This is a genomic window from Paenibacillus sp. QJM3NY_38 (assembly GCF_056173265.1).
The window spans coordinates 2,660,703-2,686,131 of record NZ_CM149665.1 but is presented as its reverse complement, the minus strand read 5'-3'; the positions used below and the strand labels follow the sequence as shown (position 1 = coordinate 2,686,131).

The 25,429-nt window shown below is 49.2% G+C and carries 39 protein-coding genes and 1 pseudogene; all 40 read right to left on the bottom strand.

All coding sequences use genetic code 11. The annotated features are described in order from the left end of the window. Window positions 1-61: 61 nt before the first annotated feature. A complete protein-coding gene (locus AC0VZ8_RS12110; RefSeq protein ID WP_071223906.1) occupies window positions 62-817 on the bottom strand; it encodes a pseudouridine synthase in 756 nt (251 codons plus the stop codon). A gap of 21 nt (window positions 818-838) precedes the next feature. Continuing rightward, window positions 839-1,177 carry an N-acetylmuramoyl-L-alanine amidase gene (locus AC0VZ8_RS12105; RefSeq protein ID WP_071223905.1) on the bottom strand — a complete coding sequence of 113 codons (339 nt, stop codon included), beginning with the start codon at window positions 1,175-1,177 and terminating at the stop codon, window positions 839-841. Between the two features lie 126 nt (window positions 1,178-1,303). After that, window positions 1,304-1,837, bottom strand: coding sequence for a spore maturation protein (locus tag AC0VZ8_RS12100; RefSeq protein ID WP_071223904.1), 534 nt, complete (start codon window positions 1,835-1,837; stop codon window positions 1,304-1,306). A gap of 6 nt (window positions 1,838-1,843) precedes the next feature. Further along, window positions 1,844-2,476 carry a nucleoside recognition domain-containing protein gene (locus AC0VZ8_RS12095; protein ID WP_194541911.1) on the bottom strand — a complete coding sequence of 211 codons (633 nt, stop codon included), beginning with the start codon at window positions 2,474-2,476 and terminating at the stop codon, window positions 1,844-1,846. Window positions 2,477-2,539: 63 nt separating this feature from the next. Further along, on the bottom strand, window positions 2,540-3,721 hold the full coding sequence (locus AC0VZ8_RS12090; protein ID WP_475487010.1) for a D-alanyl-D-alanine carboxypeptidase family protein: 1,182 nt from the start codon (window positions 3,719-3,721) through the stop codon (window positions 2,540-2,542). A 170-nt stretch (window positions 3,722-3,891) separates the two neighbouring features. Then, a pseudogene (locus tag AC0VZ8_RS12085) lies at window positions 3,892-4,239 on the bottom strand (spore germination protein GerW family protein); the annotation flags it as partial. A gap of 67 nt (window positions 4,240-4,306) precedes the next feature. Continuing rightward, window positions 4,307-5,803 carry a recombinase family protein gene (locus tag AC0VZ8_RS12080; RefSeq protein ID WP_475487009.1) on the bottom strand — a complete coding sequence of 499 codons (1,497 nt, stop codon included), beginning with the start codon at window positions 5,801-5,803 and terminating at the stop codon, window positions 4,307-4,309. Window positions 5,804-5,913: 110 nt separating this feature from the next. Further along, entirely contained in the window at window positions 5,914-6,087 is a 174-nt protein-coding gene (locus tag AC0VZ8_RS12075; RefSeq protein ID WP_475487008.1) for a hypothetical protein, read from the bottom strand. Window positions 6,088-6,124: 37 nt separating this feature from the next. Beyond that, complete coding sequence (locus AC0VZ8_RS12070; RefSeq protein ID WP_475487007.1) at window positions 6,125-6,937, bottom strand: sigma-70 family RNA polymerase sigma factor; 813 nt, start codon at window positions 6,935-6,937, stop codon at window positions 6,125-6,127. Window positions 6,938-7,022: 85 nt separating this feature from the next. Beyond that, window positions 7,023-7,325, bottom strand: a complete 303-nt coding sequence (locus AC0VZ8_RS12065) for an HU family DNA-binding protein (protein ID WP_475487006.1) — start codon at window positions 7,323-7,325, stop codon at window positions 7,023-7,025. 72 nt (window positions 7,326-7,397) lie between these two features. After that, window positions 7,398-8,018: a lytic transglycosylase domain-containing protein gene (locus AC0VZ8_RS12060; protein WP_475487005.1), complete on the bottom strand. Its 621-nt coding sequence runs from the start codon at window positions 8,016-8,018 to the stop codon at window positions 7,398-7,400. Between the two features lie 236 nt (window positions 8,019-8,254). After that, complete coding sequence (locus AC0VZ8_RS12055) at window positions 8,255-8,890, bottom strand: dTMP kinase (RefSeq protein WP_475487004.1); 636 nt, start codon at window positions 8,888-8,890, stop codon at window positions 8,255-8,257. A 1-nt stretch (window position 8,891) separates the two neighbouring features. Further along, window positions 8,892-9,179, bottom strand: a complete 288-nt coding sequence (locus AC0VZ8_RS12050) for a hypothetical protein (protein WP_475487003.1) — start codon at window positions 9,177-9,179, stop codon at window positions 8,892-8,894. A gap of 26 nt (window positions 9,180-9,205) precedes the next feature. Next, window positions 9,206-9,451 (bottom strand): hypothetical protein, encoded by a 246-nt coding sequence (locus tag AC0VZ8_RS12045; RefSeq protein WP_475487002.1) that lies wholly within the window; start codon window positions 9,449-9,451, stop codon window positions 9,206-9,208. Next, the gene (locus tag AC0VZ8_RS12040) at window positions 9,448-9,957 is read right to left on the bottom strand and encodes a dUTP diphosphatase (RefSeq protein ID WP_475487001.1); all 510 of its coding nucleotides are present in this window, start codon (window positions 9,955-9,957) and stop codon (window positions 9,448-9,450) included. Before AC0VZ8_RS12040 ends, AC0VZ8_RS12045 begins: the two co-directional genes overlap by 4 nt. Before the next feature lie 3 nt (window positions 9,958-9,960). Further along, window positions 9,961-10,164, bottom strand: a complete 204-nt coding sequence (locus AC0VZ8_RS12035) for a hypothetical protein (protein ID WP_475487000.1) — start codon at window positions 10,162-10,164, stop codon at window positions 9,961-9,963. Then, entirely contained in the window at window positions 10,164-10,574 is a 411-nt protein-coding gene (locus AC0VZ8_RS12030) for a hypothetical protein (RefSeq protein WP_475486999.1), read from the bottom strand. The genes AC0VZ8_RS12035 and AC0VZ8_RS12030 overlap by 1 nt, the downstream gene beginning before the upstream one ends. Before the next feature lie 73 nt (window positions 10,575-10,647). Beyond that, window positions 10,648-11,004 carry a hypothetical protein gene (locus tag AC0VZ8_RS12025; RefSeq protein WP_475486998.1) on the bottom strand — a complete coding sequence of 119 codons (357 nt, stop codon included), beginning with the start codon at window positions 11,002-11,004 and terminating at the stop codon, window positions 10,648-10,650. Window positions 11,005-11,105: 101 nt separating this feature from the next. After that, on the bottom strand, window positions 11,106-11,420 hold the full coding sequence (locus AC0VZ8_RS12020) for a hypothetical protein (RefSeq protein WP_475486997.1): 315 nt from the start codon (window positions 11,418-11,420) through the stop codon (window positions 11,106-11,108). A 17-nt stretch (window positions 11,421-11,437) separates the two neighbouring features. Continuing rightward, complete coding sequence (locus AC0VZ8_RS12015) at window positions 11,438-12,490, bottom strand: ribonucleotide-diphosphate reductase subunit beta (RefSeq protein WP_475487679.1); 1,053 nt, start codon at window positions 12,488-12,490, stop codon at window positions 11,438-11,440. Window positions 12,491-12,616: 126 nt separating this feature from the next. Then, complete coding sequence (locus AC0VZ8_RS12010) at window positions 12,617-14,914, bottom strand: ribonucleoside-diphosphate reductase subunit alpha (protein WP_475487678.1); 2,298 nt, start codon at window positions 14,912-14,914, stop codon at window positions 12,617-12,619. Between the two features lie 420 nt (window positions 14,915-15,334). Beyond that, window positions 15,335-15,685 (bottom strand): hypothetical protein, encoded by a 351-nt coding sequence (locus AC0VZ8_RS12005; RefSeq protein ID WP_475486996.1) that lies wholly within the window; start codon window positions 15,683-15,685, stop codon window positions 15,335-15,337. Next, entirely contained in the window at window positions 15,672-15,965 is a 294-nt protein-coding gene (locus AC0VZ8_RS12000) for a hypothetical protein (protein WP_475486995.1), read from the bottom strand. The genes AC0VZ8_RS12005 and AC0VZ8_RS12000 overlap by 14 nt, the downstream gene beginning before the upstream one ends. Next, window positions 15,931-16,320: a hypothetical protein gene (locus AC0VZ8_RS11995; protein ID WP_475486994.1), complete on the bottom strand. Its 390-nt coding sequence runs from the start codon at window positions 16,318-16,320 to the stop codon at window positions 15,931-15,933. Before AC0VZ8_RS11995 ends, AC0VZ8_RS12000 begins: the two co-directional genes overlap by 35 nt. Further along, window positions 16,313-16,534, bottom strand: a complete 222-nt coding sequence (locus AC0VZ8_RS11990) for a hypothetical protein (RefSeq protein ID WP_475486993.1) — start codon at window positions 16,532-16,534, stop codon at window positions 16,313-16,315. The genes AC0VZ8_RS11995 and AC0VZ8_RS11990 overlap by 8 nt, the downstream gene beginning before the upstream one ends. 5 nt (window positions 16,535-16,539) lie before the next feature. Continuing rightward, window positions 16,540-16,833 (bottom strand): hypothetical protein, encoded by a 294-nt coding sequence (locus AC0VZ8_RS11985; RefSeq protein ID WP_475486992.1) that lies wholly within the window; start codon window positions 16,831-16,833, stop codon window positions 16,540-16,542. 4 nt (window positions 16,834-16,837) lie between these two features. Then, window positions 16,838-17,935: a recombinase RecA gene (locus AC0VZ8_RS11980; protein ID WP_475486991.1), complete on the bottom strand. Its 1,098-nt coding sequence runs from the start codon at window positions 17,933-17,935 to the stop codon at window positions 16,838-16,840. Window positions 17,936-17,938: 3 nt separating this feature from the next. After that, window positions 17,939-18,247, bottom strand: a complete 309-nt coding sequence (locus tag AC0VZ8_RS11975; RefSeq protein ID WP_475486990.1) for a hypothetical protein — start codon at window positions 18,245-18,247, stop codon at window positions 17,939-17,941. After that, on the bottom strand, window positions 18,234-18,410 hold the full coding sequence (locus AC0VZ8_RS11970) for a hypothetical protein (protein ID WP_475486989.1): 177 nt from the start codon (window positions 18,408-18,410) through the stop codon (window positions 18,234-18,236). The genes AC0VZ8_RS11975 and AC0VZ8_RS11970 overlap by 14 nt, the downstream gene beginning before the upstream one ends. Before the next feature lie 13 nt (window positions 18,411-18,423). Then, on the bottom strand, window positions 18,424-18,810 hold the full coding sequence (locus AC0VZ8_RS11965) for a hypothetical protein (RefSeq protein WP_475486988.1): 387 nt from the start codon (window positions 18,808-18,810) through the stop codon (window positions 18,424-18,426). Next, window positions 18,807-19,358, bottom strand: coding sequence for a hypothetical protein (locus AC0VZ8_RS11960; protein WP_076312944.1), 552 nt, complete (start codon window positions 19,356-19,358; stop codon window positions 18,807-18,809). The genes AC0VZ8_RS11965 and AC0VZ8_RS11960 overlap by 4 nt, the downstream gene beginning before the upstream one ends. Further along, window positions 19,358-19,714: a putative PDDEXK endonuclease gene (locus AC0VZ8_RS11955; protein ID WP_475486987.1), complete on the bottom strand. Its 357-nt coding sequence runs from the start codon at window positions 19,712-19,714 to the stop codon at window positions 19,358-19,360. The genes AC0VZ8_RS11960 and AC0VZ8_RS11955 overlap by 1 nt, the downstream gene beginning before the upstream one ends. A gap of 116 nt (window positions 19,715-19,830) precedes the next feature. Continuing rightward, the gene (locus tag AC0VZ8_RS11950; RefSeq protein ID WP_475486986.1) at window positions 19,831-20,130 is read right to left on the bottom strand and encodes a hypothetical protein; all 300 of its coding nucleotides are present in this window, start codon (window positions 20,128-20,130) and stop codon (window positions 19,831-19,833) included. Window positions 20,131-20,232: 102 nt separating this feature from the next. Next, window positions 20,233-20,586, bottom strand: a complete 354-nt coding sequence (locus AC0VZ8_RS11945) for a hypothetical protein (RefSeq protein WP_475486985.1) — start codon at window positions 20,584-20,586, stop codon at window positions 20,233-20,235. Next, window positions 20,583-21,398: a Dna2/Cas4 domain-containing protein gene (locus tag AC0VZ8_RS11940; protein ID WP_475486984.1), complete on the bottom strand. Its 816-nt coding sequence runs from the start codon at window positions 21,396-21,398 to the stop codon at window positions 20,583-20,585. Before AC0VZ8_RS11940 ends, AC0VZ8_RS11945 begins: the two co-directional genes overlap by 4 nt. Continuing rightward, window positions 21,346-21,666 carry a hypothetical protein gene (locus tag AC0VZ8_RS11935; protein ID WP_475486983.1) on the bottom strand — a complete coding sequence of 107 codons (321 nt, stop codon included), beginning with the start codon at window positions 21,664-21,666 and terminating at the stop codon, window positions 21,346-21,348. The genes AC0VZ8_RS11940 and AC0VZ8_RS11935 overlap by 53 nt, the downstream gene beginning before the upstream one ends. Window positions 21,667-21,938: 272 nt before the next feature. Beyond that, window positions 21,939-22,403: a ribonuclease H family protein gene (locus tag AC0VZ8_RS11930; protein WP_475486982.1), complete on the bottom strand. Its 465-nt coding sequence runs from the start codon at window positions 22,401-22,403 to the stop codon at window positions 21,939-21,941. Next, window positions 22,403-22,837: a hypothetical protein gene (locus AC0VZ8_RS11925; protein ID WP_475486981.1), complete on the bottom strand. Its 435-nt coding sequence runs from the start codon at window positions 22,835-22,837 to the stop codon at window positions 22,403-22,405. The genes AC0VZ8_RS11930 and AC0VZ8_RS11925 overlap by 1 nt, the downstream gene beginning before the upstream one ends. Before the next feature lie 2 nt (window positions 22,838-22,839). Next, a complete protein-coding gene (locus tag AC0VZ8_RS11920) occupies window positions 22,840-23,157 on the bottom strand; it encodes a hypothetical protein (protein WP_475486980.1) in 318 nt (105 codons plus the stop codon). Further along, window positions 23,154-25,379 carry a DNA polymerase gene (locus AC0VZ8_RS11915; protein WP_475486979.1) on the bottom strand — a complete coding sequence of 742 codons (2,226 nt, stop codon included), beginning with the start codon at window positions 25,377-25,379 and terminating at the stop codon, window positions 23,154-23,156. Before AC0VZ8_RS11915 ends, AC0VZ8_RS11920 begins: the two co-directional genes overlap by 4 nt. Window positions 25,380-25,429: the final 50 nt, after the last annotated feature.

Here is a 25,429-nt window from a genome sequence, read left to right as displayed (position 1 = left end):
AACAATTATAACGAAATTTGTCATAAACGCCGCTCGCCATTTTGAATATTATGTGTCGGGTTTAACGTTTTCGCTTCGGTTTCCCGCCCGGCTTAGCGGCTTTCGCCATCTGCAAAAGCTGGTTGATTTCATCCGCTGTCAAATGGCGGTACAAACCTCGTTTTAAATTTTGCAGCAGCAGATCCCCATAAGATATCCGCTTCAATCGCGTTACCGGATGGGAGATCGCTTCGAACATCCTTCTGACTTGACGGTTGCGGCCTTCATGGATGGTAATCGATATGACGGATTGTTTATTATCCGGGTCCACATCCTTATATTCCACTTCGGCAGGAGACGTCATTCCGTCCTCCAGCATGATCCCTTGGCGAAGCTTGTCCAGCTCGGTGCCATGGGGCACCCCTTTCACGGTAGCCAAGTATGTTTTGGGCACATGATATTTAGGGTGGCTAAGCAGATTGGCAAACTCGCCGTCATTGGTCAGCAGCAGGAGTCCTTCCGTATCGTAGTCCAAACGTCCAATCGGATATACCCGCTCTTTAATGCCCTTGAGATAATCCGATACAATTTTTCGCCCTTCGGGATCAGAAGCGCTTGTAATAACTCCCTTCGGCTTATTCAGCATAATGTATACCTTTTTCTCATTCTTAATCGGTTTGCCTGAAACCGTAATGATATCCTGAGCTGGATCGGCCTTCGTGCCGAGTTCGGTAACGGTCTCTCCGTTTACCTGCACCTTGCCTTCAAGAATCAATTCCTCGCACTTGCGGCGGGAAGCGACTCCGGCCTGTGCCATAATTTTCTGTAATCTCTCCATGTTCGTTAGGTCACCTCATTCCTAATGATAACCATCGACAGGATAAATCACAAGCGCGTTCCATGGAAAATGTGCCCCAGGGCAGGAGTCGGAGTGAGGAAACAAGTATAACGGGGAAATATCATGGAGTCTGGATAGCTCCAAAATGATTTTGCTGGCGGTAAACAGCTGTGTTTTCTGGTCCAGCGACATGGACTCGTAGCCGATATTAAAGTCGCCCTCCAGACAGATGTGAATCTGGCCCGGGTGAACCAGCACGGATGAAGAAGAAACCGAGCCGTCCGGATGAATTTTAAAATCCCAGTTCCGCGGTTCCCGCTCACACACGGTATGATGAATAACAAAACCCTCGAATTCCATTTCATCACCCCTACTACAATTTGTAATTGCAGCAGTATATGACGCGAGGGAATCGAGGGTATGGGCACACGTCCTGTTACATAGAAAAAACGCTCCGTCTTACTCAGACCGTCCGAATGATCTCAATTAACCGAACACCAGCAGGCAGACTGCGATCGCCGCAATAAAACCGATCACATCAGAGAACAGCCCCACCTTCAGCGCATACCGGCCATTGCGGATTCCGACGGCGCCAAAGTAGACGGTCAGTACGTATAAAGTCGTATCCGTGCTTCCCTGGATGGTCGAAGCGATTCGGCCAATCATGGAATCCGGACCGTATGCCCGGATCAGTTCCGTTGTGTACGCGAGAGAGCCTGTACCTGTCAGCGGCCTGAGAATTCCCAAAGGCAAAATCTCGCTCGGCACGCCTAGCGATTGCAGAAAAGGGCCCGTCCACCCCACAAAAAACTCCAGCGCGCCGGAAGACCTGAACACGCTAATGGCGACCATCATGCCCACCAAGTGCGGGATGATCCCAATCGCCGTGGAGAAGCCGTCCTTGGCTCCATCCACAAACGATTCATATACGGGCACTTTGCGGGTATAAGCATAAAGCGGAATGAATGCGATAATAATGGGAATAGACCAGGCGGAAACGAGATTAATCCATGACAGCAAGATTCATCACCCCTTCACATCCGGGTTCAGGCTTGTACCGATTCCCGGCGGCTTCTGGCGGCGTATCGTCCTTCTTCGATACCATCGGTCAGCCATAATGGCGGCCGCCGTCGCAATTGCTGTGGCCAAAAGCGTGGTCCCAACGATTTCCGAAGGATTAGCGGACTCATAATTCAGCCTGATCGCGATTAGCGTAGTCGGTATGAGCGTAATGCTGGCCGTATTTAATGCCAGCAGGGTACACATCGCCGGAGACGCTGTTTCCTTATCCGGGTTTAACTTCTGAAGCTCCTGCATCGCCTTAATCCCCATCGGAGTCGCCGCATTCCCCAGACCGAACAAATTGGCGCTCATGTTGGACAATATATACCCCATAGCGGGATGATTCTTCGGTACATCCGGGAACAGGAAGCGGACAACCGGGCCCAGCAGCTTGGCAACCTTCTTCAGCAGGCCCGCGTCCTCTGCCAGGCGCATCATGCCTAGCCAGAATACCAGTATGCTGATGAGACCGAAGGAGACGGTTACTCCCGTCTGGGCTCCGTCAAATGCGGCTTTTGTAACACTTTCGATGTTCCCGTTAACTGCCGCAAAGATAAAGCCGATCAGTATCATCCCCATCCAAATCAAATTGATCATCTCTTCGCCCCCGTTTGCTGCCTCGCTCGCGTGAGAATATACGATCTCTTTAGCGAAGGCTAGTTATGATTTGGCCCTGAACAGATGCCTTAGCACTTCTCCTGCAGACTGCCACAGCGACAACGAACCGATGGGTCCGGATGTGCTTCTGGACTTCTGCAAAACCTCAGGGACTTCGGGTAACTTGCTTCCTTCGGCATAGACCGGAACTTTGCCGATGCTGACATTATCGAGCAGCAGTTCAATATGACCCCGCAACCCGAAAGACAAGTCGGGTGTGCTCGCTTTATGCAGGACCAGCCTCTTCACCAGGCGCGATTCCTCATCATGCGCGAACGCATACGTAAAGGAACTGCCCGTGACCAGTGGATAGCCCTGGATCTTCTGCCCTTTCTCCGTAACCTTTTTCAGTGGAAAATGGTTAAATCCGTAATCCAGCATCTTGGAATGATCATTCCAATCGTTGCCGTCATTCAGCGTAACCGCCGCAATCTGCTGACCGTTTCGGGTGGCAGAGCTTACCAGGCAGCGGAATGCTTTTTTGGTGTAACCGGTTTTGACGCCGTCCGCCCCCTCGTAGAAACGAAGCATCTTGTTTTTGTTATCCCATTTGTAGTCCCACGCTTCATTTGGATTCGGTGCTTTCTTGGTCGGCGTTTTGACAATATCGCTAAAGACAGGGTTCTTGAGGGCATAAGCCGTCAGTTTGGCAACGTCATTAGCGGAAGAATAATGATCATCATGATCCAAACCGTGAGGATTCATAAAATGCGAGTTGGTCAAACCGAGTCCGGCCGCCTTCTCGTTCATCAGCAGCACAAAGCCTTCTTCCGTCCCCCCGACATGCTCGGCAATGGCCGTCGCAGCGTCGTTGCCTGATCGCAGCATTAAGCCGTACAGCAGATTCTCAAGTGTCATCTCCTCACCTAGCTTCAGGAAGAGAGAGGAGCCCTCTTTGGCAAACGCATTCTTGGAGACCTTAACGCGATCGTCCAGCTTGCCGTGTTCAATCGCCACAATGGCTGTCATGATCTTGGTCAGGCTTGCGATTCTTAAACGCTCGTCCCCGTTTTTGCTGTAGAGCATTCTACCGGAAGTGACATCAATCAGTGCAGCTGCCTGCGCATGATTGGCGGGGCCATTCTCATGATCTGCATGCACGGGAACAGCCGTGACCAGCAAGCAAGTTATGGCAATCAGCATGGATAACAAAGACTTGCAGTTCGTCCATTTCATTTTCATCATTTTATCCTCCGGTGTTCAGAAATCTTGTACAAGTATATGTCGTCCGCGCTAAAGGTATGTCCATTTCGTGATTATCGGATGAGTTCAGCTTCACTGAATGCTCATATAACCACTTCTCTTTACAGCAAAAATCCCTTCCGTTATGAACGAAAGGGATTTGCTTGCTCCAATCAGTACGCAGGCGGAGGCGTGGTGCTGTTCGCGGCATTGCTTCCTGATTGAAACATCGACTGGATTTGATCGAGTAAATACGGGGTTGCATCAATAATCCGTTCAAACAGATGGGTTTGATTGTCCAGCGGCACGATGTGCACGCCTTCTTTACCCACGACCAGGAAAGCAATCGGCCGAATGGACACGCCACCGCCGCTGCCGCCGCCAAAAGGAAGGGCACTATGATCGTTGTGCGTCCCGTTAGTGGTGGTGGATGAGTGTGTGCCTCCCGCCTCAACGTTGTAGTCGCTACCGCCGGCAGCGAAACCAAACGCCACTTTACTGATTGGCAAGATAACGCTGCCGTGTGAAATCGGTGAAAGAGCCAACTAGCTACAGGTCAGAATTTGACCGTTTAGACGTGCTAAACCCCTACAGAAAATTTACCTTTACCGTAGGCTTACTGTCGATTGTTTCCCTAGACCAGATGATGCTATGGATGATCGACTTGTACGCTCTATTGCACGTTTTAGGGTCATCGCTTTCTGTGATTACATCTCTTACATCCCTGATCGTAACGAGCATATCCTCGTTCCGTGCGTTCTGTGTATTGTCTGACTCCTTCTGTATGTACTCATACTCTTGGGTCAGTTGGTGCAGAACAGCTTCGGCTTTATCCTTACGATCAGCGAATACCTCGTCGGAGTAAACACCCTTCTCGTAGGCATTAAAGATACGATCAATCGCCTTCTCTTGCTCCTTAATTTCCTCAAGCTTCTTCTCAGACATTGCTAAGAGGTTACGGATGTCATCCAGGGTCACACCCTTCTTGATGGCTTCCTCTAGCTCCACCTCTTTGAGCATTATCGCTTGAAGAACGCTTTCCTCTATAACCTCCATACTGATCCCCATATTGATACATCGGTTACCCCAGTGGTCACGATGCTTACATGATTTTAATAGGTCATGAGGGCGGTTGGCACGTTTCTGAATCGCTAGTGTATTGCCACAGAAGGCACACCTTATTATCCCTGAGAAAGGATGTTTCCCTGCCTTCCCCGCGTTAGGTGTTTCACGCTCTCTGCTGATAATGAACATGATTTTGTCATGCTCTCGTTGAGTCTTGACTGCCTTGTGAGCATTATTTACGACCACCCATTCTTGCTTAGGCTTCATGATGATCGTCCCCATTGTAGGGTGCTTAGTCTTCTTACCTACGATGACTTTACCGAGGTGAACCTCATCACAAACGAGTCGTCTCACAACCTCGGGAGTCCACAGTTGATTGCGGGGAGAAGGGATTCCCTTCTTATTTAAGTCCCATGCTATATCAGTAGTTGTGTACCCGTTGAGCACTCCCTCGATCATGGATCGGTACACTGGGAGGTTGCTCTCGTCAGGCTCAGCCTTCTTTGTCAGGCGGTTATAAACATAAGGAAACGGTGGTGTTCCGTTACTCCAATTCCCTGCTAGAGCACCCCGCCGCTTGCCGCCGCGCATACGTCTTGATGTTGCCTTGTACTCCTGGCGGGCGATCATCCCTTGGAAGTCTGCAAGCATCATATCGGACTCGTCGTTAAGGTTAAATACCTTTTGAGGGGTGATGATAAGGGTGTCTGACAGAGCAAAAGTTTTCTCTATTTTGGACTGGTCAACCTTATCACCCCGCCCGAGACGGTCATAGTGAATTACCACTACAGCATCATAAGACTGTGCTTCTACGTCTATGAGAAGCTGTTGCATTTTAGGTCGGGCGAGGATAGAATCCCCTGTCCCAATCTCCGAGTATTCAATGTACTGCCAATCATTCTTTAGGCACAGCTCGACTAATTCGTCTCTGTGTCTATCGAGGTCTTTCTCCTCATCTCCCCGCGATTTACGCAGGTAAATGGCTACGTGCCGTATGTCGTGTTTGTCGTATTGACTCAAGGTTCTACCATCCTTCCTTGGCTCTTTTACTAACTCCTCACGGAATTTCTTTCCTCAGTTTAATACAAAAACGCCCATCTGACAACAGCAGAATAGGCGTTTTATCGGGCTTAAATGTGGTTGGCTCTTTTAGCGGCTTTCATCTCTGAGAGTATCTTGATAAACCGCTCACAGGCTTCGGGGGAAGGAGACCCGCTTACGATTAGCGTACTGTGACCCATATCGACCACAATATCCTCCACCACATTCTGCTCTTGTTGAATTTCCTCGCTCATCAGTATCAATCCCTTCCCCCTAATCTTTTCCCCTGTACAGGTCAGCTTATACCCCAACCTTATCCTGGTGTGTGTCCAGTATCCGAGCAACCTTTCGCATAATCCTCGACACCCTCATTTGGCTGATTTCTTCAATGTCGGCGGTCTGTGTTTGATTGAATCCTTCCAGTCTCCGCTTCAAGACATTAAGCTCTTTCTCGTTGAGCTTACGTTGTACTGACTCGATCACAGCATCAACGTACACCTTGTCTACCACCCCGTCCTCGATACCCTCACCACTGTCAATGATGTCCATGAGAGTTACCACTTGTGACTGAGCAACGTCCATACCAACAGGCTCGTCCAGGTACTTAACACCCTTCCCCACCTGAAGTGCTTTGGTGATCTTCTCCTCATCCTCGTCAAGCAACATGGCAAGATCGGAGGAAGCAGGAAGGTACCCCATCTCATGCTCTAGTCTGTTGATCCTGTTAATCAATTCGTTAGCCGTGCGTGTAGGACGGATGATACTAGCACTGTCTCGAAGGAAGCATCTGATCTCCCTCACGATGGCTGTGACCGCAAAGGAACTGAACTTAACGCCCCGCTCCGTGTCGAAAGCCTTCACTGCTTTCAGGAACCCCATTCTGCCAAGTTGGAGGATGTCGTCCTTTTCTACGCAGTGTTTCTTGACGATCACTTCAGGCTTCCCAATGTACTTGTGAACCGAGTGCCAAATCAGGTTCTCGTTGACTAACATGCAGTCACCCAGGAAGCCCTCGTCTACTTTGCACCGTGCAATATTGCCCATGTAATCCATGGAGTAATGGTCTTTGTTGACCTCTAAATTAACCTTGATGTGTTTAGGTAAGTTGTCCATCTGCGTCCTCCTGGATGTATTTTGGGTATAAAAATGGCGGGAGTCCGTTGGATTTCAACAAACCCCCGCCACTGGCTTAGAAGGTCTACTTCTTGCCTTGGATGCGGTCTTTAAGCGGCTTGGTCATCTTAGCGACCACAGTCTTGGTAGCGTGGATAATCATATCCTCACCAGTCTGCGGGTTCTTCGCTTTCTTCTCTCCGCGCTTACGGTTGAAGAAGTTGAAGAAGTTCGCAAGCTTGACATCCTTACCTGCTTCAAGCTTTTCGGTTACCATATCGAACACAATGTCGATACGCCGTTCCGCTTCCACTTTTGTGATGTTTTCTTTCTCAGACAGTTCGACCACAAGGTCTTTCTTGTATACGACTTCGTTAGTACTCGCCATGATGTAAATCCTCCTCAGAATGATGAATGGTATGAAGCTCTTAACCGTAGGTTAGTGCAGTTGCATGAAAACCTAACGGTGTTTACTGGCTTCCTCAAGCATCCGAGCCATTCTGTCATGGTGTTCCTTGACACTGTTGTAATACCAGGAACGTGCCTTACCTCTGTCCACATTGCCCTCACCTTGGTTATAGGCAATGGTGGCTGTGCGGAGGTTGCCATCGTACCTGTCCAACAGATAGCTCAGGTACTTGATGGAAGTCTTGATGTTGGTCTTAGGGTCGCTAAGCTGACTACGACTAACTCCGAACGTCTTAGCAGTGCTAGGCAACATTTGAAGGAGACCTACTGCTCCTGAGGATGACTCAACGGCGTTCTTGAACCTACTCTCCTGCCACATCATAGCCATGAGCCACATTGTGTCGATTTCGGTACCCTTGGATAGGCTATCAGCCCACCCAATGTACTGAAGCAGTTTCGCCCTGCTGACTGGCTTCTCATTGTGATCCTCAATGTATTGCTCCATAACGTCAGCGATCAGGTCGTGAGTCGGGGGAACAATGACCGACTCCTTCTTCTTCTCAACCGATACTTTCTTAACCTCGACCTTATCTTTCTTAGGCGTGACCTCTGCCTTCTTAACTTCCTTGGTCGGTTCCGTTTCCACTTTCTGCGGTTTCGGTTCCGTCTTCACTTCCTCTTTCTTCGGAGTTTCTAACTCCAAGGTAGTGATAAGGGGAGCAAGTGTGGGTAGGGCTAGAGGTTGCTTATGAACCGATTCAGTGAAGGTAACTTGACTTGCCACAGGCTCATTCTCTGTTCCCTTAGGGGTCGCAAGACCTCCGTACATCACCACTGTTGCTACTGCCACCGTAGTGACTACTGCGATTCTTTTACGAGCGTCCAAGGTAGACTCTCACCTCCTGTGGTTTATTCTTCTGTCGCCACCTCGGGGAACTGTACACCAAGGTACAGGGTTTCGATGTGTGACATAAGTACCTCATGTAGCTCATCGGGAGTAGCTGTGTTAGCATCAATGACTTGGATAAGACAGTCTTCTTCTTCGGACAGTCTACGTGCCAAGGACTGATACACGACCCGCGCCCGACTCTGTAAATCTGCATCCATCTCAAGGATGTCTCGGTCAGGCTTGCGCTTGAAGGAAGTCTCTGCCGAGATGTCCAGGATGAACGTCAGATCGGGTTGACGAATCTTCTTAGCAAGTCCACGGAGCCAATCAAGGTCTACACCACGAGCTACCCCAAAAGCTAGGTTAGACAGAGTGAAGCGATCAAGTATCAGGAAGTCACACCCAGTTTCCTCATACAGAAGGATGTCTTCCATGAAGTCCTGGCGATCAGCTTCGAGAAGCATGTGAACAGCTTCAGCGGTCAGCGAGATGTCTCCCTGGAAGTAACCCAAGAGAACCTGACCGATAGGGGTGTGGTAGCGCGGGAAGCCCGCGACCGCCACATCATGACCTTTTTCTTTCAGTGCAAGGAACAGCTTATTGACCTGAGTCTCTTTGCCGCTTGCATCAATGCCCTCTACCGAGATGATTATCATGCTAGTCCTCCTTCGACAGGAACTCATCGAACTTACTAACCATCTTGAGGTTAGCTGTGATCTCCTTGTCGATGTCAGACTTCTGTGTACCTATGTCGTTGAGCTGAGACTTCAGCTTCTCCTCGCGTCTTTCTGCTTCGTTTTTGGCGGTGGTAAGCTCACCAATGGCTACCCCGATACCGTCCCGAGCCTTCTGAAACGTCTTCAGGTGAGCGTTGACCTTACCTTGTGCCCGCGCCATGCGGTGATGTGGAGCCTTGAGGAATAATGACAGTAAACGTTTGAACATATAACTACCTCCCGTAATGGTTGAATTTATTCAGCGGAGCAAGAGCCGCTATCGGATGAACCCGAGTCGCTTCCGCAGTTGTCATTGCTTCCGTATCCACCGCTGTTGTCTTCGTAGTAGGTCGTTGTCGGGGTGGTATTGTAGTAACTCCCGCCGCTATGATTGCTTGAGCGAGGAGGTTGGGAAACGTTTGGTCGGCGGGAGTCGAAGCGTCCCGTCCTGGTTCCCTGACGATTGATCGGTGCTCTTGCAGTTGGCTTACTAACACTCACGAGTTCATCTCCCCTGCATTGTCGAAGCTCGTCCCGAACCCGCCGCGATCAGCGTTGCCCAGTCCTGCAACTTCGTACAATTCCTTCATGAACAGCGGCAGGAATACTGCTTGGCATACCTTGTCGCCATCGTAGATCGTAGTAGGTGCGTTCGTTTCGTTCTTGAACTCTGCCGCCCACTCATCTCCATCCCCGCAGAACAGGGAGTCCATCACGCCTACACCATTGGTCAGCTTCACTTTCCACTTGCGGTACGTGGAGGATCGTTGGAACAGCAGACCCACAGCTTCCACAGGAATCTCAGTCGCCACATTCAGTGGGATGACTGCTACCTCCCCAGGAGCAAGATGAATAGGTTCATCCAGTCGTGCAAAGAGATCGTACCCTGCATTGCGGGGGTTCTCCTTGTTGAAACCTTGGCGGCTAGTATCCATGCGCTTGTAGGGAATGAACCCGTGTACTTGGGCAGTCGCCTTACCCTTCTTGCCACAATTCTCGCAACCCATTGTTTACTCACCCGCCTGATATGTCATAAGTACCGCGTAGAACGGTTTGCCATAGGACTGGTTGTAAGTGGAGGAGAACTCCATCCCTAACACTAGGGAGGATGGGTTCTCGTCTTGCCACTCACTGACCTGCTTGTCCAAGGCGGCTACCGATGCCGCCGAGAACGTCTTCACCTTGAACGATTGAGCGTATTTACTGATCTTCATCACTTGCCACCGTCCAACAGGTGAAGCTTCGGAGCTTCAGGGAGGATGATCTCAGGCGTGTTCTGCTCTGCCTTCTTCTCCTCAACCAAGGCTTCAAATTCTTCCTCGCTCAACTCTTGAATCTCAAGGTCAAGGGTAGTCGTCAGAATGTAACCCATTCCGTCAGTCAGGTGGACGTTGAAGAACGTCTGCGGCTGTTCGTTGAATGAACCATCCTCATAGTTGAATCCGATGACAGCTTTCTCGTATCCCGCCACAACGCCCGCGAACCACACGTTTACTTTCGTAGTACCACCCGTAGGTGTTTGAACCTCGTGCATGTTCGTTGGTGCATGAACGTACTTACCGATCATGCTTGCTACGATTTCCTCCGTAAGAACCTGTTCTTTTGCTTTGATTACTTGTGCCATTTGTCATTCCTCCAAATTTGTATTTGAGCTTTTCGCTCTCTCACTTTCTCTATACGACATGGTTCGACCTGAGTTAAGCGTACTTTTTCAAGTTTTTCAGGATGTCGATTTTACTGCCCGAATCAACTGGTGGGACGTAAGAGTCCTCAAACTGAGTGACGATAATCTCCCGTGATTTCAACTGCAACGTGACCAGTACACTACGCCCATGGAACTTCATCCGAGACTTCACAAGGATGCGATTCTTGTTCCCATCGAGAACGTACTCGGCTATATCCCCGTTAGCCAGGGACTCCATTACATTGGCTCTCGAAAGACCTTGCTTGAGCATTCCTGAAAGGCACTCGTGAGTGAATGTGAAATTACCGTCCACAAACTTTAAGATCGCTTCTCTTTCTAACTGGGTAATGCTTACTCCATCTTTCCGCATGACTTCACCTCCCTTAATTCCTCTATACGACACGAATAATCGGCAGTTAAATTGGGCATAAAGCAAAAAAAGCACCCCGAAGGGTGCCTTTCATTATCGAACTACGCAATAACTTTTCGTGAAATAAACTCCTTCACCTTAGCCAGTTCACTCTTATCTATGACTACCTCGTCTGATAGATCAGCCGCATGAAAACTAATAATCTCATACGTAAACTCTCTAACCATATCAGCCAATTCCTCAGGGCTTTCAGATACATCCCGCCAAATATCTTCCTCAGCCCAGTCGATTACATCCCTCGCACTTATCTTGAAATGTCTCTCCGCACTTGTTTCAAGCTGAGGGAGTTTTTGTCTGCAACATGTGCAATGTGCTCTTTGCGTGACATACTGCACAGTAACTTTTTCGTTATCCATACCGTTCACCCCCTGGATCACTTCTTCTTACGGTTTTGAAGCTTATCGAAGCCGTTAGCTGTAGATACTTTGGCATACTGCTTGGACTTAGCTTCAAAGAAGTCCGTCTTGGTGGCGTTCAGTGCTTCGTCAGAGAATGGACGAATCCAAGGCATGACGTTCTCCCCTTCAAAGTGCTTACCAAGACCCATCATTACCAGTCGTTGGTTAGCAACCCATTTCACATAGCTCTCGAACTCATCGAGGTCTACGTTATCCAGTTCACCCAGTACGTGATGAGACCATGCGATCTCAAGGTCAACTGCGGTACGGAAGGTCTCAACAGTCCACTGCATGTTCTCCTCAGTGTTCAGCTCAGGGTAATCCTTGAGGAGCTGTTTGAATACCTCGGAGAAGAAGTATACATGCTGACGTTCATCCCGTTGGATATAGGAAGCCATCTCCGCAGTACGCATCATTCGTTGACTCCCCACCCGCGCCAAGCTGTAGAAGAACGCGAATCCCGTGTAGAAGTCCAGTCCTTCCAGGATGATGTCAGCCACCAAAGACTTGAAGAATGTCTGAGGGGTTGGGTTATCGCGGAAGTCCTGGTATAGCTCACGGATAAACAGGTTACGCTTCAGCAATACCTCATCCGTTTTCCAGTACTCGAACACTTCCTTCTGTGTCTCATAGTCTGCGATGGACGACAGCACGTAGGTGTACGATTGGTTATGAATGATCTCTTGTTGACCAATGATGCCACAGATCGCTTGCAGGGATGAGTCCGTAAGATAATCTTTCACGTCTGCCACGTACATACTTTGCATGGAATCCAGTACTCCCAGGAGACCAATGATCTTCAGGTAAGCAGTCTGCTCCTGTTCACTCAGCTCCTCCGCGAACTGCATCTTGTCAGCGTTCATAGGGATTTCATCAGGAATCCAGTGGTTACCGATCAGCACCTTGTAGAGCTTGTACATCTTAGGCATCCGAATGTCGTCCCAGTTCAGAATGCCTGAGCACTCTCCATTGACGATACGGGTTGATTTGTTAGGCGCAGTGATGTCAAAGATGGGCTGTTTTTTCAGTTGTTCCAAGTTAATTCCTCCTTAAATTGTCTTACACTTTCTCTATACGATATGGTTCGACCTAAGTTAAGAAAGAAAAAACTCGCCTATTTCTAAGCGAGTTTTTTCCTATTATAATGGTGTATCTTATGAAGCGCAGGATTCACATTCCTCAGGCATCTCGTTTGCCATGTTACGCACGTAGTAAGTGGTTTTCACACCGCTTTTCCATGCGTCCAGGTGAAGCTCAAGGAAGTCCATTGCGTCGATGTCAGGCTTCACGTACAGGTTGAACGATTGTCCTTGGTCAATGAACCGCTGACGGGATGCTACGTGCTTGATAGACCAGTGTTGGTCAAGCTCGAAGGCATTCTTGCGGTAGTACTGCAAGGTAACCATATTAAGATCAGGTGCAGGGTTGGCAATCTTGTAGGTCGTCTTCTCCTCGTATGTCAGGAGTCCGTACACAGGGTCGATGGAAGCTGTGGAACCTGCGATAACGGATGTCGATCCATTCGGAGCCACCGCGAACAGGTAGCCGTTACGAATACCGTGCTCCATGACATCTAGGCATAACTGGTACCAGTCAAGTCCTTGAGGACTTTCGATTGGGAACAGGTTACCTTCAGCGTCACGACCAACTAAGCCACGATCCACGAAGTAGTTACCATTAGCCCACTCGGAACCTTTGAACAACGGGTACGCACCCTTCTCCTTGGACAGTTTCATAGATGCTCGGATACCGTAGAAGCTGATCTTCTCGTACAGGTTCACGTTATACTCAACAGCCGCATCCGACTCCCACCGCAGATTGTTCAACGCAAGACGGTGGTGGTATCCAAACGTCCCAAGACCGATAGCTCGATATTGTTGGTTGGTGTGTACCGCCTGAAGGACATCAAGCTTATCGGCATTCAGGTCAATGATGTTGTCCAACATACGAACCTCAATTTCAGTGATTCGCTCAAGCTCATGATCCTCTGCTTTACCCAGGTTGATAGAGGACAGGTTACACACCACCATCTCACCAGGAATCTTCTCGATGAGGATGCGAGTCTTACCTTCCTTAGTCACCAGTTCCTCCCGCACTACCTTAGTGGCAGATTGGTTCTGTTCGATCTCTGTGCAGAGGTTAGAGCAGTAGATGATCCCGTGACCTTTGTTAGGGTTGGCACGGTTTACAGTGTCCTTGTAGAACATGTAAGGTACGCCAGTCTCAAGCTGAGAGGTCATGATTCGGATGAAGATGTCGATAGCAGGTACCGTCAATCGTGGCAGAGTTGGGTGATCTACGCACTGTTGGTACAGATCGCGGAAGCTTCCCTTGCCCTGCTCCTCGTCATACACCTCATCCAGTTCAAAGCCCATGATGGTATGAACTTCGTGAGGACAGAACAAGTGCCAGTCGTCCCCGTTGTCTACTGCTTCCATGAACAGGTCAGAAGCAATGAATCCCAGGAAGATGTCGTGTGCTCTCATACGATCATCACCGTTGTTCAGTCGGAGATCGAGGAAGCTCAGGATGTCACGGTGCCAGTCTTGTAGGTATACTGCAATGGAACCTTTACGAGTACCTAACTGGTCTACGGATACCGCAGTGTTGTTGAGCTGTCGAATCCAAGGCACCACGCCCGCCGACTTGTTCTTGTAGCCACGGATGTCGGAGTTACGAGCACGAACCTTGCCCATATACACGCCGATACCGCCACCCATCTTGCTCAACCGAGCTACGTCCGTATTAGAATCGTAGATACCGATAAGCGAGTCGTCTACTGTGTCAATGAAGCAGGACGAGAGCTGACCGCCCTTTGCCTTACCTGCATTGGACATTGTAGGCGTTGCTGTAGTCATCTTCAGGGTTGATTGTGCCCAGTACGCTTCTTTTACCAATTCCAATCGTCTCTCAGGTGGTTCGTTAAGCATCTCAACCATGGAGATAATCATATAACGCTCCTGAGGAAGCTCGAACGTGTTCTTCTCATAGTCCCCTGTCAGGTAACGTTCATCAAGAGTAAGCAGACCGATGAACGTGAACAAGTGGTCGCGGGTATGGTCAATCGTTGCTTCAAGCTCAGCGATGTCACTGTCGGAATATACTTCCAACAATCGGGCATCATAGATACCGATAGATGTGAGGTACTTGAGCAGGGCACTGAAGGAACCATACGGTTTATTCGGGTAAGTCTTGTATTCACGGTTGATCGCCGCTTGCTTGTACAGCTTGGTTCCGTAGATGCGGGATGCTACGAATGTCCAATCAGGGAACTCCTTGTCGATCAGCTCCACCGCAGTCATGTACAGTGCGTTGGTAATATCAACGCTTGCCACTTCTACTCGGTTCAGCTTGGACAATGCACCCTTCAGCAGTACCTCCTGGTCAAGGTTAGGGTGGTTCTCCATGACACGGGAGATGTATACCATCAACCTCTCAAGGTCGAAGCTCATCTCTCTGTTCTCAGGTTTGGTTACGGTCTTGATGCGTGTCTTAATTGCTGTCACGGTTTTCTCTCCCCCACGGTTTATTTTGATAGCCTGTAGTTTGCCATTAGGTGATCCACTACGAAGTCGAGTCCTGGCAATCTCTGCGAAACCATCTCCTCTAGTAACGGAGACAAAGAGCGTAATCCTACCGCTATAATTGGCGTTCTATTAGTATAGGCAGTATGGATTATCACGACTTCATCCACTGAGAGGTTTTCGTTGGTCGCATCGAAGACTACGACATCTGATTGAACCACAGCCCTCTCGACCATGAGCATGTATTCACGGTTACTCATCCCGATGGCTGTAGAAGGGTCATGGTGTGCCCATGCAATGTCGGTATAGGTACTCAAGCTTTCTAACGAGAACCCGATAGCTACTGCGCTAATCACTACCGACCACCGTCCATCCATACGCCTGACCCTTTTTGACTTCCTCAAGGGTCAGCGTCCCAAGTTCCTGACCATCCAGGAATTTGAACAAGTCGGAGACATACACCTCGAACTGTTCCCCTGTATCAGTGTGCTCAATGGTCAGCCCTGCACTTGATCGGGACGAGAACCACCCTACGATCTTGAAGGTACCGCCTACTCGTTGCTTGTCCCGTTTCTTGTTCTCAAGCATAGGACGGACAGGATACTCATGGTTTAAGCAGTAGCCGTACTTGTCATCGTCCTTGTATTCTTTGCCACAGGACGGACAGGATTTGACCATGATCTGATTACTCTTTGCCACTGAACAACCTCCTCCCTTGATCGACGACCTCCCGAAGCTCTTTCAGCTCTCTCATCAGCTTGTGGTACTCGTCTTCCGTCAGGATCGCCACGCTATAATCCAGTCGGGTCAACCCCTGTTTGTCGTCTCGGGTCTCCTTGACAGTGATGTTTTCAAACAGTGGTTTCCTGAACTTATTTGCCATGTCATTGTCGATGATCTTCTTCAGCTCATCGGGAGGGATTTTACAAGTGACTACCTCAAGATCAGTTACCAACCGAGTTGCGTGATACAAGTTCATCCCTTAACCTCCTCAGCATGTCTAACTCCTCTACCATGGTGTAGAACTCTCTATCCCGAATAACGAAGTAGTCAGTGTTCTCACCAAAAGAGAAAGCGAGGGCAGGCATCTTCTTGTTCTCGAACCCTTCCTGCTCAATCTTGTCCATCCATTCCTTCTTGATGGTCATTGACTTGGAAGGCTTCTCCTTGGTCTTGGCTTCTATTTGAAACAGCTCGGATACGATGTCACTCTTGGCGAACCACAACGCCCCCGAAGCCATTACTCTTTTCGCATCTTGTTTGATCTGTTGCAGACTCCGTGTGATACGAGTCTCTTGTCGCTTGGAAGCGATCTGACCTCTGCTCTTAGACATTTACCTGACCCATCCTCTCTACAACCTGCTGTTTAATGGAGCTTTCCACGGCTTCGATAATACGGGGGCTGTTCTCTGATACGATCTGTTGAGTTACTGTAAGGTAAATATCCCTCTTTGTCTGATTCATTCTGTATTTGAGACAGTACCCCAGGGACAGGGCGATAGCGTTAGCTACCCCCGCCACTGCGATACCGTAGGCGATTGGCTCCATACGGTTCATCCCTTCTGTTTCATTTCGTAAATCTTCAGGCGAAGTGTAGCCCGAAGCATAGGGAAGAACAGCCCTACGATTGATGGTGGAATGTCAAGGATGACACGCACCACATGGTACAAGCGGATTACTCGCTCTCTACCAAGGAATACGTTGAGGTACCCTTTGACCATCCCTTCATCCTTGGTTTCAGACCAAATGTGACAAGCTCTGACGATGAAGTAGATAGCATAAGCCGCCCACAGAATCATCTGCCACCAAGTCAAGCTGACGAACGATGTGTACAATCCCACGAACATACGGTTACCCCCTGATTGCGTTTTGGACTAGCTCGTAGATCATGTTGTAAAGCTTGCTATCGTTCTCCTGAACGTCCAACTCCACGGCTTCCTTGACTTTAGCGATACCGTTCCACTTCTGCTCTTTACCTTCCTCATCGGGAACGATCTCCCCAGTAGTGGTGTCAACGAGCTTGAGCCAAGACGTTCCGCTAAGAACACCCACCTCTTTGGCTACCGTTACAAGCTCCATGATTCTGTCCATACCGTAGGCATAGTACAGGTCGATGGAAGCAGTTCGGAACGGCGGTGCGATCTTGTTCTTCGACACCTTCAGCTTGGACTGCTGACCCAGGATAACCTTGGCTGACCCCGATCCTTTAGCGAAGAACTCGCCTTTGCTTACATCCAATGTCTGAGTGGAGTTATGCTTGAATGCCCGTCCACCTGAGGAATCAGTTGGAGTACCATACATGGAGAAGCCACCGATCTTGTCACGCAATTGCTGAATGAAGATCAATGTGGTGCCTGAGTTCTTCAGCTCACCTGAGTTAACGAGCTTACGCATTGCCGAGGAGTTCAACTTGGACGTGCCGCCCACCCGTGTCTCCTTCTCGAAGTCATCGTTCTCCATCTCACTTTTCAGCATGAGACCGTCAGTGGAGTCGAGTACGATGTAAGCGAACCGCTTGCTACGGAGCATGGAAAGAATCATGCCGTAGATTTTCTCTGCGTAGGTGTCGGGCTGAGAAATGAACAGCTTGTCAGTATCCACCCCGAGAGTCTTTGCCCATTCAAGGTTCAGGGCATTCTCCAAGTCAATGATCGCATTGTCACGCTCAGGCTCTACTTGCTGAGCTTCAGCGATTGCCATCAATGCCAGGGTCGTCTTACCTGCCGCTTCACCGCCGCGCAAGAAAACCATACGTCCTTGAGCGAAGCCGCCACCTAGTGCAAGGTCAAGCATCAGGGAACCTGAGGAGCGAACATTAATGTCGAAAAGCTTCTCAGATTTGCCAAGGAGAAACATCGACTGCTCCCCGAACTCCTTACGGAACTGCTGAAGGAGCTTCACCCTCTCAGCGTCATAGTTGTCTGTTACAGCCGTTGCTTGTTCCGTCATCTATCAATCACCCTCCATGAATTTCTCAACGTCAGCCCAGGTTTTCGTTGCGCTAAGCACAGGACTGAAAGCACATACAGCATTGTCGAACGATCCCTCATGAAGTTGCTTAACGTCCCGCAGTGTTCGGAGCAAGGCAACAAACGCTCCTAGCGAGTTATGAACGAACTCATCGTAGCTGATCTTCGATGGGAGGATATCACGCTTGTACACTTCAATCGTTACTCCCTTTGCGATCACTGTACGCTCAAGACCTTTGGATACAGTCACGTAGCTCTTACCGTCATCCAACTTAACCTCAAATTGAATCAAGGCGAACATCCTCCTTCGTGGTGATCTTTACGTTGTAGAAACCGTGCTTATCCCGTTTCACAACTGCGGAGTCTCCCACGGATGTCTTGAAAGTACCATCCGTGAGATTATTCTCCTGCATGAACGGGATGATCTTCTCGTGAACTAGGTCTCGGAAGTTCATCTCCGCACCTCCCTTACTTCTTTTTCTTTTCGAGCTTACGTCTGCGAACAGTCACGAACTCAGACTTGTTCTCACTGAGGAACTGCCCTACGACACTCGAAGTGACAACCTGCTTCTCAACAAGAGCCGAGACTCCTTGGTAATCAAGTTCATCACGCTCACGACCAGTCTTGGAAGCAAGACCATCCTTGTCGAAGGACTTCGTGTAACGATAGTTGTTCTTGAATGCCAAGCAGTGAAGCTCATCCACAGGTACCGTCATCTCAGCCACGCCCTCCTCGCGGAGAATGTCTGCGATCTCGTCCTTGATGCGGGCTTCTGCCAATTCGATCTCAGACTTCTTCAGACGAAGACTCAACAACTCGCTACCCAACGAAACCAACTTAAAATCTTTACTCATGCGTTATTCCCCCTGTTAATTTGTCTTCTTGTATCAAGATTGTCGTTACCTCTGCGGGTGATCTCCCGAGAGATCGCGTTTGCACGATGCTCATATCCTTCACGCAAGGCACGGAAGGTGATAAATGTAGCGAGATTCTGAGTGTAGGTTTGCTCCCACTCCACGTACACTGGCTCTGTGTGGACTGCGGCATCCCGTAGCTCTCGGCTCCCGTCTTGGATTGTGTACAGTTGTTTCTTGATCGTATCCCTGATCTCCCGAGCCGTAGCTTGGTCGATGTCAGCAAGTGCTTCACAGTATCTTGCGTAGGAGATCATTGTCGTCCATCGGTCAAGGAAGTCACCTAGTTCGGAGAATGGTACATTCGCCACCCCACCGTACCGCCGCTTCATCTGCTCCCACTCTGTGAAAAGGTCAACGCCGTTCACAGCGTCCTCAGGCTTTGGTGGGACTGGTAGACCCGCCTTAGCAATTTTGGACTTCGTGGCTTCCCTGGACTCGAATGACTTAATCCCTTGCTCGATCTGCTGTCGAGTCATCTCAGGCATTAGTCACACAACCCCTCGTATCGCTCACCTAACTCGGCAAGCCGTTTCAGTTCGTTGAAGTGGGTGTAGTGGATGGTCACCAGTACGTCCTTGTTGTCACCCTTCTCCTTCATGACAAGGACTGGGGTCTTCTTGGATGCCTTAGCTTCCTCAGCCAACTTATCCCACCAACGGAAGATTGCTATCTTGGTGTAGCACTTGCATTCGATCTCGTAGGTAGAGTGGATAACGTCCCCTGTGCGATCTTCACCTTGGTCGGTTTTGTTGATCGCCCCCGACCCCATGTTCCGCTTAGCACCATCAAAGATGTTCTTTCCTACCCAACGCTCGAATGCTTTCCACAGCTTGTCAGCCATCTTAGAAACCTCCTATATGCCAGTAGATGAATCCGTGGGTTAGCCCCAGGATGTAGAACATGAGGAGGACTAGAATAGCAAGTTGCTCAGGTTCAAGTTGTTTTTTGAACAAGGGCTTAACCCCCTAACGCCGAGAACTCCGTGCGATATTCTCTTGCCTTCTCTTGACGTGCTTCAAGAACTCGTGCAGGAGGTGTGATCTCCCGAAGCTCCACCAGTTTACGGAACTGGCGAGTGATCGTCTCCGCAGGTGTAGCCTTGCGAATCTCTGCCATCTCCTTCACATCGTCATACAGCACCCAGTAGGAAGCTACGAGGTCGTTGTAGTTCTCCTTCACTTCAGGGAAGGCTTTCACCACCTCAATGATGTTCTTGCGAATGTTGAAATACTGCGCTACTTTCGGTTGCTCTTGCATTCTTATTCCTCCTCAAAGTTCCTAAATTGTCTTACACTTTCTCTATACGACATGGATTAAGAGCAGTTAAGGGACTATTTTTAGCAAAGAAAAAGGAGAGCGTTAGCTCTCCTTAATTGCTTTCATAACGATCTCCAACTTATCCAACGGCAGTACCCTGAAGTCGGCACCGCTAATCGCATACAGGAGTTCCCTCCTACGGTTAGCGTCTTTAACCTCTTGGGAAACAGGTTCCAGGTAGTAGCGTGTAGTAAACCACCCCTCACCTGAACGGTGGTCTCCTCGATTGTCAAATAGCAGATCGTTGTCTAGCCTGATCTTTCCAGTAGGGGTAATACGCTTCACTTTATGTATGGCATAACTCTTATCACCGCCATATCGAACGGTATTGTACGCCACCTCGTCCCCTTCCTTTAGACCTTGAACCCACTTTTCGCGTTCTTCTCCTCTTATCATTTCTTCTTCGGCTCCTTTAGGTCTCCGTCACAGAGGTGCTTGAACTCACAGTATCTACAGTTCTCGCTTTCCTCTTTCGGCGGCAGTTCTCCGCGCAGGACGTAGCCTTCGATATTTCTGATACGAGCAACTACCCAATCCATCTGCTCCTGGTTGTACTCAACCATGTAAGCCTTCCACTCCTGGTTACCCTTGTTGAGGTACAGGAACATAACGTACTTCGCCCCCGTCCCTAGGCAGTAGATCGCCCCCTGCTTCAGGTGGTCTTTCAGCGGCTCAATGATCTTGTCATAGTCCGTAGGGTTGATGGTCTTGAACTCGAACAGAATATCCTTGGACATGAACGATAAGGCACCATCGACCATCGCTGAGATCGGGAACTTCTCCGTCCAACGGCTGTCAACGAACTTAACCTCCATTGGTGGTGCATTATGTTCCTTGATCCACTCAATACCTTCCTCCCCGTAGGTCGAAAGCTCCTCAAGCGGGATCAGCTTGATCGGGGATTTGTCATCCTCGTTCATCTTCATCAGGACTTCAGTCTGCACCCATTCGTGGAGCTGAGTACCTACATCCAGGATGCGCTCCGAACGGGCATACTTCTTCTTACGAGGGATTTGTTCGGTCAACTTATAGAACTGCATCCTCCCACACTTGTAGTAGCTTGATGGGTTGAACGCGAGTCTGCCTGATCGTTTGTTGTTACGTGAAGTGAGGAACTTGTCCAATACAGCCGTGAACAGCTCCTCGGGTGTTTTATTAGCTATGTTGTTTTCCTTCTTCACCATGTTTGCTAGTTTCTTCAACGACACAGTTAAGTACCTCCCTTGATTTTTCTATTCCGTAGTACCTAACCTGAACGGCTTGTTGGTTGTCTGCGGTGAAATTCATGACATCAATCTCCATAAGTTCCGTACTGTTAGCAGTCAGTATCTCAAGAATTTCAGTTGCCGCCCACGCCACACAATCGCAGAAATACAACTGACCACTGCACTTAGGGCACCTCGTCCAGTCATCTGCCGACTCTCGCAGATCAAAGAGCTTTTTCCATTCCTTGATCTTCTCAGTTAAGTCAGTCAAAGAACTCACCTGCCACTTCAAATAAGAATTTAATCAGCGGCTTGCCGATCAGACCTACGATCAGACCAACAATACCTCCGACAATGAACCAACCAGGATCAAAGGGATTCATCTGAACAGCCCTCCCCAAATGACTCCTGCGGAAACACCTGTAATGCTCAGGGATAACAACAGGAACAATAGCTCATACTTATTGATGCTTCTGAAGGTGAACTTCCTCACTAGAACCAGTGTGAAGAACGCATAGAATACAAAGAATAACCACGCGATAACTAACATTGAGCCTTCACCCTTTCCTTGGCTTCCTTGGCAAGCTCATCAGCCCGCTCGTTGTATTTGTTACCGTCATGTCCTTTCACCCAGTGCCACTTGATATCGAGGTATTCAGACATGCGATAAATTGCTTTGATAAGATTAAGATTAGGTCGATCAAACCATCCGTCCATCTTCCACCTGTAGCAACGCTCACTGAAGGCATTCACTACGTACTGGCTGTCGGAAACAATATGGATGTCCCAGTGCTTTGCTTTGTCAAAATCCAGGCTTCTTATGGATTCATAAGCCGCCATCATCTCCATCTCTCCGATGGAAGTTCCTTTCTTGCCGCCCGACAGCTCCTTGTAATGGACTACCTCCCTGTCGTCGTTAAGGACGAGGAGCACAGCTCCCCACCCTCCGACACATTCAGGCTTACCATTCTTGGATGTCGAGCCATCTGTGAAGATGGCAATCCGCATTAGTACCCACCCTTACGCCATACGACATCCACTTTGAGGGTTACGAACCGCTGAACGAAGTGGAACTTGCGGTTACCCAGGCTGTAGGTGTACCCGTTCGCAACGATGCGATCACCCAGGTTAGGGCTATCCTTGTGAGCATTTAGCTCCTTAACACGACTTTCGGAGTACATTTCGTACATCTCGAAGCCATCCCCTTCGATGTCACCAGTAGCAATTACATACTTCTTGAACCAATCATAGAAGTCACGGTCAAACCAAAAGTACAACCGCAACCCCCTATCCTTCAGGAACACATGGATTGGTGTGTAAGCACGGGACTTATAACCTAGGAAGTACGATTTCTTGGCGGCAAACCAGTTGCCTTCAGGTAGCTTACGAGCGTCTTGCACCATGAACTGTTCGCTAATTGCTTTCACTTTGTCATTAATCATCCTTATTTCCCCCTGAGAAGGTGGCACCCAGTCTCATCGAACAGGAGTGCTTCACCTTGATTTATGTTGAAATGCACGTTCTCTTTGTCGTAGATCAGTCGCTCTGACTTCTCGTATTGGCTCACCGCTTCAGGCGGTGGGTTCACAGTCACGTTTGTATGATCTGTGACCACCCACCCCCGAGGGTTCGCTCTCTTGTTCGGCTTGGTTTCAACTGACCAACCGTTCTCCACGAGAATGACAGGAGCCTTGGTACAGCTTTTGTAGGTGTGAGAAGTCCACATCTTCTTGGGTAGGCACCAGTGGACGATGTTCTTCACGCCACATCCTCCTCGTCGAACATGGAGAGATCGTCTTCGGACATCTTCTGACCCCACTTCGCTCCAACCTCAATGTCAGATTTAAGACCGCAGTCCAACGGCAGTGCGTTACACATGATGTCTGCGATTCTACGAAGGTTGTCCATACCGATATTCTCAGGTACATCGAAGATGATCTCGTCATGCACCCACATCACGATTCTTGAATCCAACTCCTCAAGAAGCGGTTGAAGCTTGATTGAAGCGATCTTAACCATGTCTGCTGAGGAGCCTTGGATGACAGCGTTAATTCCCATCCGATGACCCCGACCGATGAGCCACTTCTTACCTGACTGCATCTCCTCGTAAACTCTCCGCTTACGACCAAGCATGGTTTCAGTGAATTGGTCAGCATTCATGATCTTGCGTTGCTCAGCCATCCACCGCTTAACGCCTGGGTACGCATCGAAGTAACCTTTGATGTACTCAATAGCTTCTTCCTCGGTGATCTCCAAGGTCTCTGCCAAGCCTTTCTCACTCATACCGTAAATAATTCCGAAGTTAACGACCTTGGCATCTTTACGGAATTTCTCGTACTGAATACCTAGGAAGACATCTTCACGAAGGACTTCAGGGTTCTTCGAGTTGATCTTCTCCTCATTGAACAGCTTGCGAACGTAATCATCGCTAAGGAGTCTGTCTTCCACGAGCTTACCGTCAGGATCAAGGAACAAGTCCTTCATGCCGCGACGATATTCAAACTCCTCATAGGTGACGTTAGGGTTGTTTCGGTTCCACATCCCCACAGCGGTCATACTGTGGACATCCAAACCATCGCGGTAAATCTTCAACAGGGTCTCGTCTTGCGATACATGAGCAAGTACACGAAGCTCTTGTTGCGAGAAGTCAATGGAAGCCAACAAGCGACCATTATCCGAGATGAAGGCGTTACGAATGAGACCGCCCACCTTCGCGGGAATCTGCTGAAGGTTCGGAGAGTTACAACTCATACGTCCTGTCTTAGTCCCTACAGGATTGAATGAGGTATGCACTCGCCCATTCACGAGGTTCTTAGGAAGCTTGTCTGCAAACGCAGTAGTCAGCTTCACCTTCTCGCTGTATTCGAGCATCAGACCGATGACCTCATGAGTCTTCTTCAGCTTCTTGAGCGTCTTCTTGTCTGTACTCATTGGCTTATCTTTATTGACCCTAGGAAGCCCTAGCTTGACGTATAAGGCTTCTGCCTTCTGTGCAGGGGAGTTAAGGTTAATCTCTCCCGTATACGCCCAAATTTTCTGTCTCAGAAGCTCTAGCTCGTTGTGCAAGTCCTTGGCTACTTTCTCAACTAAGTACTCACGATCAAGAAGCACTCCTGCTTGTTCTGCCTTCCACACAATGTCCAGGAAGGGCATCTCTATATTGAAGAACAGGTCATACAGCTTCTTGAGGTTTCCACGGTTCAACGCCCGCCCCTGGAACTCTGCCATCCGATAGGTCAGCTCGGTATCCTTGATAGCGTAGTATCCTGCCAAGCACCCAGTCCGAGTGTTTGGGTCAAGCTTGATTGGGATTTGGTCGAACGTGATCTTACCGAACAACGTGGAGAACTTGTCTGCTTCGACCTTCAGGTAGAACGGTGCCATATCCTTGAGAGCCTTAGACTGGTTTTCATCAAGCACAGCCTGACCGATCATGGTATCGAACCACGGCACAAGCCGTATCTGCATCCAGTTCCATAGGACGTGCATATCGAATTTTGCGTTATGCAGGAGGAACTTCGTGCTCTTGTCCTCCAAGATAGGTCGAAGCATATCTGCTACAAGGTCTTTCGGTAAACAAATCTCGTCAACGTGCTTGAGAGGGATGTAGTATCCTCGGTGAGGTGCGTAGAAACTGATACCTACGATCTCATCGGCAAACGGGTTGACACCCATGGTCTCGGTATCGACTGCTACAACGCTCTGTGTACGGAGCCATCTGCACATATCGTCCAGTTCTTCCATACTCCAAACCATATGGTAGTAGTCGGGCAAGACAGTGTTATTTGCCATCTCAATAATCTGCTGTTCCTTCTTGGTGATCTTCTTAGCGGCTGACTTCTCGGTTACCCCCGCCTTTGCCCGAGACTTCTTTTTCTCGGTCTTGGCTTCACGGTCATCTAGGAGTCCTGTTAGCTCAAGTGCCCCCTGGTCTTCCGCGACCTTGGTCTTACGAGGTGCCCTCTTGCGCTTAGGTAGTTCCACCACTTCAAGACTCATTCAGTACCACCTCCTACTTGCTCTATACGATGAGA

Coding starts and splice junctions, on each gene's coding strand:
- AC0VZ8_RS12050 (WP_475487003.1), bottom strand. CDS start 9,179: ATGTTCAAACGTTTACTGTCATTATTCCTCAAGGCTCCACATCACCGC.
- AC0VZ8_RS12010 (WP_475487678.1), bottom strand. CDS start 14,914: ATGAGCTTCGACCTTGAGAGGTTGATGGTATACATCTCCCGTGTCATG.
- AC0VZ8_RS12035 (WP_475487000.1), bottom strand. CDS start 10,164: ATGAAGATCAGTAAATACGCTCAATCGTTCAAGGTGAAGACGTTCTCG.
- AC0VZ8_RS12025 (WP_475486998.1), bottom strand. CDS start 11,004: ATGCGGAAAGATGGAGTAAGCATTACCCAGTTAGAAAGAGAAGCGATC.
- AC0VZ8_RS11945 (WP_475486985.1), bottom strand. CDS start 20,586: ATGATAAGAGGAGAAGAACGCGAAAAGTGGGTTCAAGGTCTAAAGGAA.
- AC0VZ8_RS12055 (WP_475487004.1), bottom strand. CDS start 8,890: ATGATAATCATCTCGGTAGAGGGCATTGATGCAAGCGGCAAAGAGACT.
- AC0VZ8_RS11960 (WP_076312944.1), bottom strand. CDS start 19,358: ATGCCTGAGATGACTCGACAGCAGATCGAGCAAGGGATTAAGTCATTC.
- AC0VZ8_RS12110 (WP_071223906.1), bottom strand. CDS start 817: ATGGAGAGATTACAGAAAATTATGGCACAGGCCGGAGTCGCTTCCCGC.
- AC0VZ8_RS12090 (WP_475487010.1), bottom strand. CDS start 3,721: ATGATGAAAATGAAATGGACGAACTGCAAGTCTTTGTTATCCATGCTG.
- AC0VZ8_RS11985 (WP_475486992.1), bottom strand. CDS start 16,833: ATGTTCGTGGGATTGTACACATCGTTCGTCAGCTTGACTTGGTGGCAG.
- AC0VZ8_RS11995 (WP_475486994.1), bottom strand. CDS start 16,320: ATGTCTAAGAGCAGAGGTCAGATCGCTTCCAAGCGACAAGAGACTCGT.
- AC0VZ8_RS12000 (WP_475486995.1), bottom strand. CDS start 15,965: ATGAACTTGTATCACGCAACTCGGTTGGTAACTGATCTTGAGGTAGTC.
- AC0VZ8_RS11955 (WP_475486987.1), bottom strand. CDS start 19,714: ATGGCTGACAAGCTGTGGAAAGCATTCGAGCGTTGGGTAGGAAAGAAC.
- AC0VZ8_RS12030 (WP_475486999.1), bottom strand. CDS start 10,574: ATGGCACAAGTAATCAAAGCAAAAGAACAGGTTCTTACGGAGGAAATC.
- AC0VZ8_RS12070 (WP_475487007.1), bottom strand. CDS start 6,937: ATGGACAACTTACCTAAACACATCAAGGTTAATTTAGAGGTCAACAAA.
- AC0VZ8_RS11950 (WP_475486986.1), bottom strand. CDS start 20,130: ATGCAAGAGCAACCGAAAGTAGCGCAGTATTTCAACATTCGCAAGAAC.
- AC0VZ8_RS11970 (WP_475486989.1), bottom strand. CDS start 18,410: ATGAACTTCCGAGACCTAGTTCACGAGAAGATCATCCCGTTCATGCAG.
- AC0VZ8_RS12065 (WP_475487006.1), bottom strand. CDS start 7,325: ATGGCGAGTACTAACGAAGTCGTATACAAGAAAGACCTTGTGGTCGAA.
- AC0VZ8_RS12095 (WP_194541911.1), bottom strand. CDS start 2,476: ATGATCAATTTGATTTGGATGGGGATGATACTGATCGGCTTTATCTTT.
- AC0VZ8_RS12040 (WP_475487001.1), bottom strand. CDS start 9,957: ATGGGTTGCGAGAATTGTGGCAAGAAGGGTAAGGCGACTGCCCAAGTA.
- AC0VZ8_RS11980 (WP_475486991.1), bottom strand. CDS start 17,935: ATGACGGAACAAGCAACGGCTGTAACAGACAACTATGACGCTGAGAGG.
- AC0VZ8_RS12020 (WP_475486997.1), bottom strand. CDS start 11,420: ATGGATAACGAAAAAGTTACTGTGCAGTATGTCACGCAAAGAGCACAT.
- AC0VZ8_RS11965 (WP_475486988.1), bottom strand. CDS start 18,810: ATGAGTAAAGATTTTAAGTTGGTTTCGTTGGGTAGCGAGTTGTTGAGT.
- AC0VZ8_RS11990 (WP_475486993.1), bottom strand. CDS start 16,534: ATGGAGCCAATCGCCTACGGTATCGCAGTGGCGGGGGTAGCTAACGCT.
- AC0VZ8_RS12105 (WP_071223905.1), bottom strand. CDS start 1,177: ATGGAATTCGAGGGTTTTGTTATTCATCATACCGTGTGTGAGCGGGAA.
- AC0VZ8_RS11930 (WP_475486982.1), bottom strand. CDS start 22,403: ATGCGGATTGCCATCTTCACAGATGGCTCGACATCCAAGAATGGTAAG.
- AC0VZ8_RS11925 (WP_475486981.1), bottom strand. CDS start 22,837: ATGATTAATGACAAAGTGAAAGCAATTAGCGAACAGTTCATGGTGCAA.